A 14,072-nucleotide genomic window follows, 5' to 3' on the forward strand; every position below is an offset into this window, starting at 1 on the left:
GACCTGTCGATGTTGCCCTAGGGCAACTGCTGTATGTCAGACCAGAACGGACGCGCCGCTGTCTGCCGATCCAACATGTTTGCGGAAGTTTTCAAAAAGCTCACGCCCTATGCCGAACCCGTTGGCCGACAGGTCTGCTTCGGCTGGGCTGCGGCTTTCGAAATCGGACGCAAGAACCGAAAGCGTTCCCAGGGTGGCATCCAACCTGACAATGTCACCGTCGCGCAACCTTGCCAGCGGGCCACCCTTTGCGGCCTCGGGCGCCACATGAATGGCTGCGGGAACCTTGCCACTTGCGCCTGACATGCGCCCGTCTGTGACCAAAGCCACTTTTAGGCCGCGATCCTGCAACACGGAAAGCATCGGCGTAAGGGAATGCAACTCGGGCATACCGTTCGCCGAAGGCCCCTGAAAGCGCACAACGACGACCGTATCCGTGGTGAATTCGCCTGCCTTGAAGGCCTGCTTTACGGCTTCTTGGCTGTGGAAGACTCGGGCAGGGGCTTCTATGATATGGCGCTCTGGGGCGACGGCCGAAATCTTGATAACACCTCGACCAAGATTGCCTGACAACTGCTTGAGCCCACCTTGCGGCGCAAACGGGGCTGACGCAGGCCGAACGATCTTGTCGTTCAGGGATTGGGTCGGACCGGGTTTCCACGTCAGCTTGCCGTCATCAAGCTGGGCTTCGTTGCGATAAGAGCCGATCCCGTCGCCTGTGACGGTCTTGGCGTCCTCGTGCAAAAGACCGGCATCCAGAAGTTGGTTGATCAAGAACTGCAGGCCGCCAGCCGCGTGGAAGTGGTTCACATCGGCAAGCCCATTTGGGTAAACTTTCGCCATGAGCGGAACGGTGTCTGAAAGATCCGCAAAGTCCTCTAGATCCAACAGAACACCCGAAGCGCGGGCCATTGCAGGCAGATGGAGAACTAGGTTGGTCGACCCGCCGGTCGCCATAAGTCCAACGATCCCGTTTACATAGGCGCGTTCATCCAAAATATCGCCAACCGGGCGGAAATCATTGCCAAGGGCTGTGATCTGGGCTGCGCGTTCCACCGCCGCAACGGTCAGCGCGTCACGCAAAGGAGAGCCGGGATTGACAAAGCTGGCACCCGGAAGATGGAGCCCCATAAACTCCATCAGCATCTGGTTGGTGTTGGCTGTGCCGTAGAAGGTGCAAGTGCCGGGGCCATGATAGCTCGCCATCTCGGCCGCCATAAGCTCTTCGCGGCTGGCCTTGCCTTCGGCGAATGCGTTCCGAACCTTTGATTTTTCGTCGTTCGGGATGCCCGACGGCATCGGACCTGCAGGAACGAACACCGACGGAATATGGCCGAAGGTGGCAGCCGCCATGATAAGGCCGGGAACGATCTTGTCGCAAACGCCAAGATAAAGCGCAGAGTCGAACGTGTTGTGGCTCAGCGCAACCCCAGCCGCCAACGCAATAACATCCCGAGAGAAAAGCGAGAGCTCCATGCCAGGCTGGCCTTGGGTGACGCCGTCACACATGGCTGGAACACCTCCGGCGACCTGTGCCGTTGCGCCATTCTTGCGTGCGGCGTCGCGGATCAGATCTGGATAACGCTCATAGGGTTGGTGCGCAGACAACATATCGTTGTAGGCCGTGACAATCCCGATATTCGGCGCGCGGCCGGCTGTCAGTTCCGCTTTGTCCGTCGCCATTGCAGCATAGGCGTGGGCCTGATTTCCACAAGAAAGATGGCTGCGTGCAGGGCCTTTGTTAACGGCATCGCGCATCCGCGAAAGGTACGTCGACCGGCTTTTGAGGCTCCGTTCCCGAATGCGATCGGTTACACGTTCAAGCATCGGATGAAGGGTCATGTCGTCCTCGTAAGTCTGCCCGCGGCCTTAATCTGCGCGGATGAAAGTCACGCGCAGCGTTTAACATGGGTTGTTAGCGCTAACAAGGTGCAATTCATATTTAACCGATCTTCGGAATACGTCCGATCTTGTCAGGCCGACGAAGGTTACCAGCGCAATCCTTTTCTCATGATAGTAGATCTGGTGGGGAAGTCATCGCTTTCGTCACATCTTGAGAGGCGGTTCTTAGGACATGCATGTGAAAGCCCCCCCATTGAAACGTGTAGTCCACAGTTCGGCCAACCGGTGGGCTAGGCGGAATTGCTAAAAGATCGTCGACTGCGGAATTTGGGAACGACGTCGTCTGGTAGAAACATGCCAACACAAAGGTTGCTGTCGCCACTGGGATAGACGGCTAAGTCCGAGGCGATCTAGTCGACGTGGCCTCGCCCGGGAAATTGTGCGCCTTTCCGGTGTCTGATGGCCAAATTCGAAGGCGGATTTCTCAGTCTGGTCATTTTGGTTTCATGAAGGTTCCCGGAAATCTCCGCATTTTCGCCCCAAAGCCAGACGAAAGTATGCTCATTCGGGAAGAACTCCCGCAGAGGATATGACCATGAAACGCATGATGATCACGATGCTTGCTGCCGCAACGCTTCTGTCTGCCTGCGCCTCGGGGAGTGGCGATGTCAGCCGGTCGATCAGTCCGATCACACTGGCCACACAAGGTGCCGCTGTTGACGTAAAGCTGCCAAAGGTCATGGTGGCGCAGTACAACGTCTCGGCCGTCAACGTTTCGGTTCCGGCCGATCTGAGTGTTTCGGAAGCCAATATGTTTTATCCGATTGCCGACATCGTCTGGCGGGGTGAGCCGATGGGAAGCCGGCATCAGCAGGTGAAAACAATCTTCCTTGAAGCTGCTGCAGAGGCCACAGGAACCATGAAGCAGGGGGCTACAGTTGTGGTTGACCTTCAGGTTCAGCGTTTCCACAGCGTGACCGAGAAAACCCGCTTCACGGTTGGTGGCGTCCACGACATGAAATACTCACTGACTGTGCGCGATGCCGCGACTGGAACGGTGGTGGATGGCCCGCGTTTGGTTCATGCCGAAGTGAAGGCGGCAGGTGGCGCGCAAGCCGTGGCAGAGGATCAGATGGGCCGGACCCAGCGCGTGGTCGTTATTGAAAGACTTGTCCGTTCAATCCGCGAAGAACTTAGCGCGCAAGTGACCGATCCGCTTCTGGTGAGCCAAGCCTTGGGTCTTGACCCGGCCGAAGTGACCGCCAGCACGAATTAACAGGCATTTCCCGCGACAAGAAGATAGGCTAAGGGGAGGTCATGATGACCTCCCCTTTGTCCATGAAAACCCCCGCTGAAACTGCCATGTATCCGACCGTAAGACTGCGTCCAAAAGCCGAAGCCCGTGCCATTCGCCACGGCTTTCCTTGGGTCTATGCCGATGAACTGGTGACCGACCGACGCACCCAAGGTCTTACCCCCGGCGCTTTGGCGGTTCTTGAAGATGCCGAGCGTCGGCCACTTGGCCTGGTGACCGTCAACCCGAAATCAAAGATCATTGCCCGCGTGTTAGACCGTGATCCGGAAGCGGTTATCAACCAAGATTGGTTCGCCCGGCGACTTTCGGCGGCACTTGCGTTGCGCGAGCAGCTTTTTGAGGCGCCGTTCTATCGGCTTGTGCACGCCGAGGCCGACGGGCTTCCCGGTGTCGTCATTGACCGTTTTGGCGATGCAGCTGTGGTGCAGCCAAACGCAGCCTGGGCGGAAGGCCATCTTGCCGATCTGACAGCTGCGCTTGTGCAGGTTACAGGCGTCGACAAGGTCGTAAAGAACGGCTCGGGCCGGTCGCGCGGTCTGGAAGGTCTGGACGAAGACATGGTCCTCCTTGCAGGCGTGATTGACGCTCCAATCCGAGTTCCCATGAATGGCGCGGTGTATATGGCAGACCTTTTGGGTGGTCAGAAAACCGGACTGTTTTACGATCAGCGGCCTAATCATGCCTTCGCAGCACGTTTGGCAAAGGGGGGGCGCGTCTTGGACATGTTTTCCCATGTGGGCGGCTTTGGCCTGGCCTGCCTTGCCAACGGCGCGGTTTCGGCCCTTTGCGTTGATGGGTCCGCAGCGGCGTTGGACTTGGCGGGGCAGGGTGCCAAGGCAATGGGGGCTTCGGATCGTTTTGCCTCGCGTCAGGGCGATGCCTTTGCTGTGCTAGAGGCTTTGGCGGCAGAAGGTGCACAGTTTGATGTGGTGATCTGTGATCCTCCTGCTTTCGCACCGGCGAAACCTGCCTTGGAGGCCGGGCTTCGTGCTTATGAACGTATTGCTCGTCTGGCGGCACCGCTGGTCGCTCCGGGTGGCTACCTTGGGCTTTGCTCTTGTTCCCATGCTGCAGACTTGACCGCCTTCCGAAATGCCAGCGCCCGCGGCATTGGGCGTGGTGGGCGGCGCGGACAGATCATCTACACGGGCTTTGCTGGCCCAGACCATCCCGTTCTGCCCCAGCTTGCTGAGGGCGGCTATCTGAAGTCTCTGTTCTTCAGGTTGGATGGATGAAGGCTGCGCTTGACGCCTGCGTTCTTTATCCAACGGTCCTGCGCGAAATCCTGATGGGCTGCGCCGCGGAGGGTTTGTTTCAGCCGGTGTTTTCTGAAAGGATTCTTCGAGAGTGGGTCCGGGCCACGGTAAAGCTTGGGCCGGGCGCGCCGGTGATTGCAGAGGGCGAAGCGGAGTTGTTGCGGTCTCGCTTTCCAAAGGCGATCATCAAAGAGCAGCCGGGGATCGAGGCGCGCATTCAATTGCCAGATTCGAACGATGAGCACGTTCTGGCCATCGCCATCGCCGGTCATGCAGACTGCATCGTGACCTTTAACGCGCAGGATTTTCCGCGGCATATTCTGGCCGAAGAAGGCCTGCAGCGCCGTGACCCGGATGGCTTTCTTTGGGAACTTCATTCCGCGCAGCCGGAAAAGGTAGCGGGAGTTGTGCAGCGGGTGCACGAAACGGCCTGCCGCTTGGCTGGTGAAGAATTGTCGCTGAAAGCCCTGTTGAAGCGAGCCAAGCTTAACCGCTTGGCTCGCGCATTGATTGGCTGATTAATCTTTGCGGATCGAAACCAACAGGCTGGCCAATTCGGTTTCAGAAACCCCAGCGGCAGTGGCTGCGTCTCCAAGGCTTTGTCCCGCGGCGAGGGCGATACCTGCTTCGGAAAGGGCAGCGCTTACTTCAGCTTCAGAACTGTGAAGAAGCGGCGCAATTTCGGCTGGCGAGGCGGCCATGACCTGACGGACAAGACCGAACATGGCCGCGCGATCCCCGCCGGCGCTTTCGCTGCTCGTGGGCAAGAGGAACGGGACGGCCATAGCCAGAGACAGGGCAAGCCCAATCGCCATCGGGGCATGTTTGAAATAGCTGACGAAGGGGCGCCAGTTCTTCCAAATGTGTAGGACGAAGGGAACGATCAGCACCAAAGAGAGGATTTCATGCATCTCGCGAAATCCGCTTGGGCCGAAATGGAAAAACAAGGCGATCCCTGTCACGAGAGAAATGACGAACAGGCCGGTGATCAAGGGGGTGGCGTAACGGTTGAAAAGAGAAAGCATGATGTTGCCCATTGGATGTTTTGCGCGTGCACCCAATCAAACGCTGCGGCGCGGCAATTCCGTCGCTACAATCTTAAGAAAAGTAAACATTTTACATTGTTTCAAACATCTTGTGCCGACCGCCACCGGGCTTCGGCACTTTCGATCGCCATAATCCGTTCCGGCGTTTTGGGATGACTCATCAACCAAGCTGGAATTCCTTGGCCCATGTTTTTTGTCAGCGCATCCAATTTGCGGAAGAGCGACTTCTGCGGGCCTGTCCCAATTCCTGACTTGATCAACAGGGCACTGGCATAGGCATCGGCCTCAAATTCGTCGCGACGCGACAGGCGCGCCATCAGAGCCGTGGAAATCAGGTTGGCAATCCATATTCCAATGATCGGAAGAAAGCGGCTTAGCAGGGCCGACAGCATGATGAACACGGCATTTTGCCCGGTGAAGTCGATCATCCGGCGGCGTGTGTGCCCCAAGGCAACATGGCCCAGTTCATGGGCGATGACACTAGCCATCTCTTCGGCGGTGACGTCGCCCTGTGCCTTCCGGTTTAGAAAGCCACGGGTCAGAAAAATCCGACCATCGGCCACTGCCAGGCCATTCACCGCTTCGATCTCAAACACATGGACTTTGATCTGAGGAATATCCAAGGCCTGCGCCATTCGGTCAGTCAACCGCAGGATGGAAGGATCGGACAGTGGTGTGCTGTTGGCGTCCAGCATCTTTGCCGTGCGCCATACTGAAAACCGCCACATCAGGAGCGCATAGCCGATGGCCAACAGGACAGGAAGAAACTTGATCATGGACTAGGATATGGGATCACTCACCCGCTTCGGAAAGGGCATTCTTCTGCCCGCGTTCTTTCCGCGCAAGTTGGACAAGCCACCAACCCAAAAGCAATACCGCCGTACCAGTTGCGACAAAGCCAAGAATAGAGCCAAGAAGATCAGAAGCGGCGTTCATATTGCCGGCGAAGGCGCGGCCCATCACCACATAAAGAACGCACCAGACGACCTCGCCCAAGATGCCCCAAAGCGTAAACCGCAGCCAGTTATGGCGCATGGCACCAGAAATCACGTTCACATATGGACCAAGCGGGCTGAACAGCCACCGCGACAGGAACACCGCGACGCCCCCCTTTGCTTCCATCGTGTTGCGGGCGCGATTAATGACCTTTGCCCGCGAGGGTGCTTTGGCAAGCCGGTCTAGAAAGGGTGCTCCACCTACATGCCCGGCACCATAGCCGACTTGATCCCCGACCACGGCCCCAATCAGCGCCGCAGACAAGACCTGCCAAAGCACAAGGTCGCCAGCCGCCGCGAACCCACCGGCCGCAAGCATGATAACGGAAGATGGAATAGGCAAAGCCAAGCAGGACGCAAAGGTCGTCGCCGCAATCAGCCAAAGCCCATAAGTTGGCACAAGCGCTAAAAGCCATTCGGTCATGGCTTTGCCGGGCGCTTCGCTTCGCGCTCCGCCTCCATTTCAGCTACCACAGCCTCGACGCGGGCGATGATCTCGGCGACAGGCACACCCCGATCTTTGGCAATCTGCTCTAGGGTGAAGGGATGTCCATTTTCGGGCATAGGAAGGCCTGCGCGCTCGTCAATTTCGCGTGGATCGAATCCCCAACTGCGTCCGACATATCCAACCGTCATCCATGCAGCGACCGGCTGGTCGCGGTGCTGCGACCAATAGACTGTCCGCACGACAATCCGCGTCGCAAAGAACAGTGCTAGAACCACTGCCAGAACAAACGCGGAGACGACAAATGGGTGCCGCTTGAATAGTCGGATCATGAGATCTCCTTGATGCCGCGCGCGATCCCTTCCAGAGTCATCGGCACCATTTGCCCGCCAAAGATTTCTCGGATGAGGCGCGTGGAATGGGTGTATTGCCAGTGCTGTTCGGGCAGGGGGTTGATCCACAGATGGCGCGGCCACTGATCGCAGGCGCGTTGCAGCCAGACCTGACCGGCCTCGGGATTCCAATGCTCATTCGCACCACCGGGATGCAGAATCTCATAGGGGCTCATAGAGGCATCGCCCACGAAGATGCATTTATAATCAGAGCCATAGGTGCGCAGGATTTCCCAAGTCGGTGTTTGTTCATCCCATCGGCGGCGGTTGTCTTTCCAGACGCCCTCGTAAAGGCAGTTATGAAAATAGAAATGCTGCATGTGTTTGAACTCGGCCTTCGCAGCAGAGAACAGCTCTTCCATCACTTTCACATATGGGTCCATCGACCCCCCGATATCTAGAAATAACAAAACCTTCACGGAATTGCGCCGCTCTGGCCTTGTTTGTACGTCCAGATAGCCGTGATCCGCCGTTGCCCGGATCGTCCCGTCTAGATCCAGCTCTTCATGCGCGCCGTCCCGGGCCCATTTTCGCAGGCGCCGCAGCGCAACCTTGATGTTGCGGGTGCCTAGTTCGACAGTATCGTCCAAATTCCGAAATTCGCGTTTGTCCCAGACTTTGACCGCCCTTTGGTGGCGGCTTCCGGCTTGACCGATCCGTACACCTTCGGGGTTGTAGCCATAGGCCCCAAACGGGCTGGTCCCTGCGGTGCCAACCCACTTGTTCCCGCCCTGATGACGTCCTTTTTGTTCGGCCAATCGCTGCCGCAAGGTTTCCATCAGTTTGTCAAATCCGCCAAGCGCCTCGATCTGAGCCTTTTCCTCGGGCGTCAGAAACTTTTCGGCCATTTTTTCTAGCCACTCGCGCGGCAGGTCTACGGCCTCCAGAACCTGTTCTGCGGTGATTTCCTCAAGTCCTTGGAAGCTAGCCGCGAAGGCGCGGTCAAAGCGGTCCAGATGCCGCTCGTCTTTCACCATTGCGGTGCGCGCCAGATAATAAAAGGCTTCGGGGTCGTAGGTCGCCAGACCCGCTGCCATGCCCTCCAAGAATCCAAGATACTCACGCAGGGAAACCGGCACGCCCGTTCTTCGAAGGGTTTCGAAAAAGGGCAGAAACATCGGATCAGTCCGACAGAAGGTTTTCAAGGCCGATGGTGGCGAAAACGCCAAGCACCGCAAAAGCTATGGCAAAGCCTGCCGCGTACTGGGCCATGTCTAGGCCCTTGCCGCCCCGCTTCTTTGCCAAAAGCGCACCAAAAATCGCGCCAAACACCAGCCCCGCAATCACGATCATGCCGTATCCCCTGTTCCCGTATCGGCAGGAGATAGTCCAGAAACCGTTCTGGTTTACCCCCGCGCGCCGCGCGACGCCAAGGCTGCGATATCGCTCATCCTTGCCCTGACTTGCGCGTCCGAGCCAAAGGCATAGCGTGCCCAGCCCAGACTGTCGAGACGAGCCGACCTGGCTTCATCTCTGCGGCCCAGTGTTTCCAAAGCTTCGGCCCGCATTGCCAAGAGAGACGACAAAAGAGAGGCGTTCTGATGTTGCCGTGCGACAGGGATCGCACGTTCGGTCATAACAAGGACTTGATCGAACTGGCCTGAGGACAGGGCAAAGGCGGAAAGCTGCATATCAACATGTGCAACATGGATTGCGGCCCCCGGCGTGCTGCGCCAGATCCGTGCGGCTTCGTTGTAGTCGGCGATGGCGCCAGCCATGTCACTTCCGGTTCTGGCACGGGCACGGGCGAAATAGCTGAAGGCCATTCGGCCATCATTTGACCAACCCTGAGCACGGGCGATCGCAATCAGCCGCTCAGCGCTGGCCATCCGTGCGCCATCCCGCCCAGAGAACGTGCTTTCCACCATCGAGATCCACATTCGGGGCGAAAGCGCTTTGATCGTGCCGCCGCGGCCCTGGCCTGACGGGTTCAACCGCGCCAGAATTGCGGGCAGACGCGCGGCGACTTCTGCTTCGTTCATGCCCGAGCGGAGCTCAGGCGCGTAATGAACACGCAGCATCAGCATATCGAAGCCGGTTAGTACGGCATGGAAGTTGTCATCGTTGAAAACCGAGTCGGGCAGGCGGAACAGATCGTTCAGCGGACCCATCGCTTGCGCCAATTCCTCGTGCAGACAGTCGCGCACTTCCTGCGGGCTGGTATCGGCGGGAACAAAGATCGTCGCCTTTTCCCGCTTTGTGATGCGTCCCCAATCCGTCGTCGAGGTGCGGCGCTCCTTCATGTATTCGCCAAACGAACTGACGTTTGGCACGACAAAACACGCAGCCGACGGAACAGCCCGACGCAGGGCGGATTTCGGTTGAAAATCAATGATGATGCTGGGTTCAGTCCCCGGTCGGGCCATCGACACATCAAGGCCGGCCTCGTTGCGGATACGACCAAGGACACGCTGCAATTCTGTCAGGGCGATGGCAGGAACATTGCCTTTCAACCCAATGGTGATCGGTCCTTCAAAACGTGTCATGACCGGTAAGGCACGACCGCTTTCCATGCGAAATTCCAGATCAAGAAAATCTGCCGCGATCTCGGCATTACCGCGCATTGCACCAACCGGAGCGCCCGGCAGGAAGGCCTGCATGGCTGGAAGACCTTGATCGGTCGTCCGACCGTCAATGAACCCCTTCGACACTTCGGTGGGGGGCGTTGGTACGCATGCGGTCAGGAAACTTGTGACGACAAGTCCGGCAAGCAATGAAGGAAGGCGCATGAGAGTGGCAGCTCTTTAGCACGAGGACGAGCGATAGACCCATCCGGTTTCATGGAAAGGCGTGGAACCGGGCAGAACCGGTTCAACACGCCGCTCTTCAGTCTACGGGATCCCCCCAGATCCCGCCCCCTTGCCGTCGCAAAGTTCGCACCTGCGTCTGGAAGAGAGAACTCTGGGCCTGATACCGCGACCCCCGTCGCGGAAAAGCCCGTGCCAAACATTTGAATCGCCCGGAAAAAATTCTGTCCTTCGCCATAGGCGGCGCGCAGGGCAGGGCTTTCAAGGGTGGCGGCAATTGCCATAAATAAACGATCCATCAAAGTTCAGCTGTGATCAGTGAACAGGTTTGGAATGTCCGCAAAGGGGCGGCATCGTGTCAATGATGTGAAATTTCATCCCACAGGTAGAGTCTAGGGTTGGAGGCTCATTCACAACGAACCACCGCATCTGCGATGTTGTGTTCACGAAATATTACGATAATGGTGAAAAATATGTCAAAACGTGAACACATTGTGGCAAAACCGTGGCTAAACCACGGCAATATCGCCCGATTCGAGAATCTGGAAACAATGAAAAAAGACCCGTTCGCATTTGGAAACGGTCATCCCCGGTTCAGCGCCCTGATCTTGCCATGAAGGCCAAACGCTCGAACAAATGCACATCCTGTTCGTTTTTCAGCAAGGCGCCATGCAGTTTGGGTAGCACGGCCTTGCCCTCACGTTTCAAATCTTCCGGGCCAAGGTCTTCGGCCAGCAACAGTTTCAGCCAGTCCAAGACTTCGCTTGTGGATGGCTTCTTTTTCAGCCCCGGCATTTCACGCAATTCGTAGAACTGCGTCAGTGCGGTCGTAAGAAGGGCTTCCTTGATATTCGGGAAATGGACGTTGACGATGGCGCGCATCGTTTCGGCATCAGGAAAGCGGATATAGTGAAAGAAGCAGCGTCGCAGAAAAGCGTCGGGCAATTCTTTTTCGTTGTTCGAGGTGATGATCACAACCGGCCGGTGTTTGGCGCGAATGGTTTCGCCCGTCTCGTAGACGTGGAATTCCATCCGGTCGAGTTCTTGCAAAAGGTCGTTTGGAAATTCGATGTCTGCTTTGTCGACCTCATCAATCAGCAAAACAACCCTCTCATCTGCTTCAAAGGCCTGCCAAAGCTTTCCCTTGCGGATGTAGTTCTTCACATCTTGTACACGCTCATCGCCCAACTGGCTGTCCCGCAGGCGGCTGACAGCATCATATTCATAAAGTCCCTGCTGCGCCTTGGTGGTCGATTTGACATGCCATTCGATCAGCCTCATTCCCAATGAGCCCGCAACCTGACGTGCAAGTTCAGTCTTGCCGGTTCCCGGTTCGCCTTTGACCAGCAAAGGGCGTTCCAAAGTCACGGCCGCATTCACCGCAATCGCCAGATCGGTTGTTGCTACATAGCTTTCGGTTCCGGTAAAGCGCATGCCAGCCTCGTCCCTTTCGAATTTCTGCAGGCCTAGCACAATCCGCTGACGAGGCAAGTGTTTGCCCGTTGCCAAGCCAGAGGAACCACACGGTTTTGTAGAGCCGTCAAACTGATGCGCCAATGTTAGTTGTTGGAAACTTCTTCGCGAGCGGTGGCGTTTTGGCCAGATCACCTAGTGACATTCCCTCCAAAACGGTCTAACAGGCGCGCCAACAGGAGAGCGCAATGACAGAAGCCCACCTGTCGGTCCGTTCCGACGCCATTGAGAGTGCCGCTATGAAGCAAGAAGCGTTTTTGCCGGATGACTACCGGCCCGCGGAAACCGAACCCTTCATGAACGAGCGGCAGCTGGAATATTTCCGGCGCAAGCTTCTGAACTGGAAGGCGGAACTGTTGGACCAAAGCGCAGAGACGCTGGACGCTCTGACCGAAAGCGCCCGCAACGTTCCCGATCTTGCAGATCGTGCCAGTGAAGAAACTGATCGGGCGCTGGAACTGCGCACCCGCGATCGTCAGCGCAAGCTGATTGCCAAGATCGACGCAGCCTTGCGCCGCATCGACAATGGCGAATACGGCTATTGTGAAATGACCGGTGAGCCGATCAGCCTGAAGCGCCTTGATGCCCGCCCGATCGCCACGATGACGTTGGAAGCGCAGGAAAAGCACGAGCGTCGCGAAAAGGTACATCGCGAAGACTGATTTAAGGGTCGCACCCCTCTGGTCTTGCAGGGCGTGGACATATCGACAAAAACTGACGCCGGGCCGAAAGGCTCGGCGTTTGTATTGAAGGACGGCGGCCATGAGCCTGATTGGACAACAGGTTACAATTCTTGGGGCCGGTATTGCCGGATTGGCCGTGGCGCAGGCTTTGGCGCTCCGAGGCGCGCAGGTCACCATTCTAGAGCAGGCTGATGCCATCCGCGAGGTCGGCGCAGGCTTGCAGGTCAGCCCAAATGGTGCGGCTGTGATCAAGGCGCTCGGGCTGGCGGCTGCATTAGAGAAGCAATCTGTCCGGGCCACGGCCGTCGAACTTCGGGACGGGCTGGACGGAGATCTTGTCACCCGGCTTGAGGTTGCACGGTTGCGCCCCGATCAGGGCTACCATTTCCTGCATCGCGCAGATCTGGTCGAGATTCTGCTCGCCGGTGCTCGGGCCGCCGGGGTTGAGCTGCGGCTGTTGCAGCGGATCGAATCTGTAGATGTTTCTGGCCGCAAACCCACAGTCACGACCGCCCAAGGGGCCGTGTTTGAGGCCGATTTGCTGATCGGTGCTGACGGGCTGCATTCCCGGACACGCGAGGCGTTGAATGGCAAGGTCGCGCCCTTCTTTACGCGACAAGTCGCATGGCGGGCGCTTATTCCCGGCAATCCTTCCGATCCTGCGGTGGCCGAGGTTCATATGGGGCCGGGGCGCCATATCGTCAGCTATCCCCTGCGCGGCGGCAGTCTAAGAAACATCGTGGCCGTCGAAGAGCGGAATCGCTGGGTCGAGGAGAGCTGGTCCTTGCGCGATGATCCGATGGAATTGAAGTTGGCCTTTGAAAGCTTTGGTCCGCGGGTCCGTGGCTGGCTGGATCAGATTCAGGACGTTTGGCTTTGGGGCCTGTTCCGCCACCCGGTTGCGAGAACGTGGTTCAAATCCATGCCCGAAGGCGCGGCCGTGATCCTGGGCGACGCCGCGCATCCGACCCTTCCATTTTTGGCCCAGGGTGCCAGCATGGGGCTAGAGGATGCTTGGATTCTGGCGTCGAACCTTGCGGGCCATGACACGCTGGCTGCCGGCCTTGTGGCCTATCAGTCGGCGCGTGCGCCGCGCTGCGCTCGGATTGTCGAAGCAGCGAACCGCAACGCCAAGGCCTATCATCTGTCTGGGCCGGTGCGTGGCCTTGCCCATATGGGGCTAAAGCTTGGCGGCATGGTCGCACCGCAGATGGCGCTTAAGCGGTTCGATTGGCTGTATGATCACGATGTAACCGCGTCGCAGTGATCGGATGGGGGATGTGCCATCAGGTCACAGCGGGGTTGTGCGCTATCTCACGCATCCCGAGGTCATGATCGACCCTGATCTGCCCGTTCCGGAATGGTCTCTTCACGAGCGGGGCGCTGCGCGGGTCAGGGATCTGGGAAGACGGCTAGGACGGCTAGCCGGGACCAAGCATGTGTTTTCCAGCATGGAAATGAAAGCGGTTCAAACTGCGGCCCCTTTGGCCGCGTCCTTGGGACTGGCTGTCCAGCGGGTTTCGGCCTTGGGGGAAAATGAGAGATCCTCGACCGGCTATCTGCCCAAGGACGAATTCGAGGCGGTTGCGGACAAATTTTTTACCGAACCTGATGTGTCGGTCCGGGGATGGGAGACGGCCCAAGCGGCGCAGGAAAGGATCGTCGGGGAGGTAAGGCGGTGTCTGGCCGGGATAGGTGACGGTGATGTGCTTTTTGTCGGCCACGGCGCGGTTGGAACATTGCTTTTCTGTGCTTTGAGTGCGCAGGCGATTGACCGCAGCCATGATCAGCCAGCGGGCGGTGGCAATTGGTTCGAATTTTCCCGTCCCCTTCAGGCCCCTTTGCGCGGATGGCAACCGATGGAGTTGCTTTGAACGA

The 14,072-nt window shown here is 57.8% G+C and carries 15 protein-coding genes; 6 read left to right on the plus strand and 9 right to left on the minus strand.

Features of this window, described 5'->3' with window-relative positions; all coding sequences use genetic code 11:
* Positions 1–36: 36 nt before the first annotated feature.
* Complete coding sequence (gene edd, locus ACSBLW_RS02895) at positions 37–1,842, minus strand: phosphogluconate dehydratase (protein WP_435258741.1); 1,806 nt, start codon at positions 1,840–1,842, stop codon at positions 37–39.
* A gap of 595 nt (positions 1,843–2,437) precedes the next feature.
* Between edd and ACSBLW_RS02900 the strand changes: the two genes are divergently transcribed.
* The 3 genes from ACSBLW_RS02900 to ACSBLW_RS02910 all read left to right on the plus strand — a co-directional run bounded on the left by ACSBLW_RS02900 (position 2,438) and on the right by ACSBLW_RS02910 (position 4,931).
* On the plus strand, positions 2,438–3,118 hold the full coding sequence (locus ACSBLW_RS02900) for a DUF6778 family protein (protein WP_435258742.1): 681 nt from the start codon (positions 2,438–2,440) through the stop codon (positions 3,116–3,118).
* A gap of 62 nt (positions 3,119–3,180) precedes the next feature.
* Positions 3,181–4,392 (plus strand): RSP_2647 family RNA methyltransferase, encoded by a 1,212-nt coding sequence (locus tag ACSBLW_RS02905; protein WP_435260027.1) that lies wholly within the window; start codon positions 3,181–3,183, stop codon positions 4,390–4,392.
* A complete protein-coding gene (locus tag ACSBLW_RS02910) occupies positions 4,389–4,931 on the plus strand; it encodes an RSP_2648 family PIN domain-containing protein (protein ID WP_435258743.1) in 543 nt (180 codons plus the stop codon). Before ACSBLW_RS02905 ends, ACSBLW_RS02910 begins: the two co-directional genes overlap by 4 nt.
* On the opposite strand, the gene ACSBLW_RS02915 is transcribed toward ACSBLW_RS02910, so the two are convergent.
* The 8 genes from ACSBLW_RS02915 to ACSBLW_RS02950 form a co-directional block, all read right to left on the minus strand.
* Positions 4,932–5,438: a DUF4405 domain-containing protein gene (locus ACSBLW_RS02915; RefSeq protein ID WP_435258744.1), complete on the minus strand. Its 507-nt coding sequence runs from the start codon at positions 5,436–5,438 to the stop codon at positions 4,932–4,934.
* A 101-nt stretch (positions 5,439–5,539) separates the two neighbouring features.
* A complete protein-coding gene (locus tag ACSBLW_RS02920) occupies positions 5,540–6,235 on the minus strand; it encodes a M48 family metallopeptidase (protein ID WP_435258745.1) in 696 nt (231 codons plus the stop codon).
* Positions 6,236–6,251: 16 nt separating this feature from the next.
* Positions 6,252–6,878, minus strand: coding sequence for a DedA family protein (locus tag ACSBLW_RS02925; protein ID WP_435258746.1), 627 nt, complete (start codon positions 6,876–6,878; stop codon positions 6,252–6,254).
* On the minus strand, positions 6,875–7,231 hold the full coding sequence (locus ACSBLW_RS02930) for a hypothetical protein (protein WP_435258747.1): 357 nt from the start codon (positions 7,229–7,231) through the stop codon (positions 6,875–6,877). Before ACSBLW_RS02930 ends, ACSBLW_RS02925 begins: the two co-directional genes overlap by 4 nt.
* Positions 7,228–8,409 (minus strand): vWA domain-containing protein, encoded by a 1,182-nt coding sequence (locus tag ACSBLW_RS02935; RefSeq protein WP_435258748.1) that lies wholly within the window; start codon positions 8,407–8,409, stop codon positions 7,228–7,230. Before ACSBLW_RS02935 ends, ACSBLW_RS02930 begins: the two co-directional genes overlap by 4 nt.
* 4 nt (positions 8,410–8,413) lie before the next feature.
* Positions 8,414–8,584 carry a hypothetical protein gene (locus ACSBLW_RS02940; RefSeq protein WP_435258749.1) on the minus strand — a complete coding sequence of 57 codons (171 nt, stop codon included), beginning with the start codon at positions 8,582–8,584 and terminating at the stop codon, positions 8,414–8,416.
* Positions 8,585–8,637: 53 nt separating this feature from the next.
* On the minus strand, positions 8,638–10,020 hold the full coding sequence (locus ACSBLW_RS02945; RefSeq protein ID WP_435258750.1) for a DUF2927 domain-containing protein: 1,383 nt from the start codon (positions 10,018–10,020) through the stop codon (positions 8,638–8,640).
* A 612-nt stretch (positions 10,021–10,632) separates the two neighbouring features.
* Positions 10,633–11,472, minus strand: a complete 840-nt coding sequence (locus ACSBLW_RS02950) for an AAA family ATPase (RefSeq protein WP_435260028.1) — start codon at positions 11,470–11,472, stop codon at positions 10,633–10,635.
* A 278-nt stretch (positions 11,473–11,750) separates the two neighbouring features.
* Between ACSBLW_RS02950 and dksA the strand changes: the two genes are divergently transcribed.
* From dksA to ACSBLW_RS02965, 3 genes are all read left to right on the plus strand, one after another.
* Complete coding sequence (dksA, locus tag ACSBLW_RS02955) at positions 11,751–12,173, plus strand: RNA polymerase-binding protein DksA (RefSeq protein ID WP_435260029.1); 423 nt, start codon at positions 11,751–11,753, stop codon at positions 12,171–12,173.
* 100 nt (positions 12,174–12,273) lie between these two features.
* A complete protein-coding gene (locus ACSBLW_RS02960) occupies positions 12,274–13,461 on the plus strand; it encodes an FAD-dependent monooxygenase (protein ID WP_435258751.1) in 1,188 nt (395 codons plus the stop codon).
* Positions 13,462–13,474: 13 nt separating this feature from the next.
* Entirely contained in the window at positions 13,475–14,068 is a 594-nt protein-coding gene (locus ACSBLW_RS02965) for a histidine phosphatase family protein (RefSeq protein ID WP_435258752.1), read from the plus strand.
* Positions 14,069–14,072 lie beyond the last annotated feature (4 nt).

It is taken from the genome of Thioclava sp. FR2 (assembly GCF_051200875.1).
Classification (GTDB): Bacteria; Pseudomonadota; Alphaproteobacteria; order Rhodobacterales; family Rhodobacteraceae; genus Pseudotabrizicola.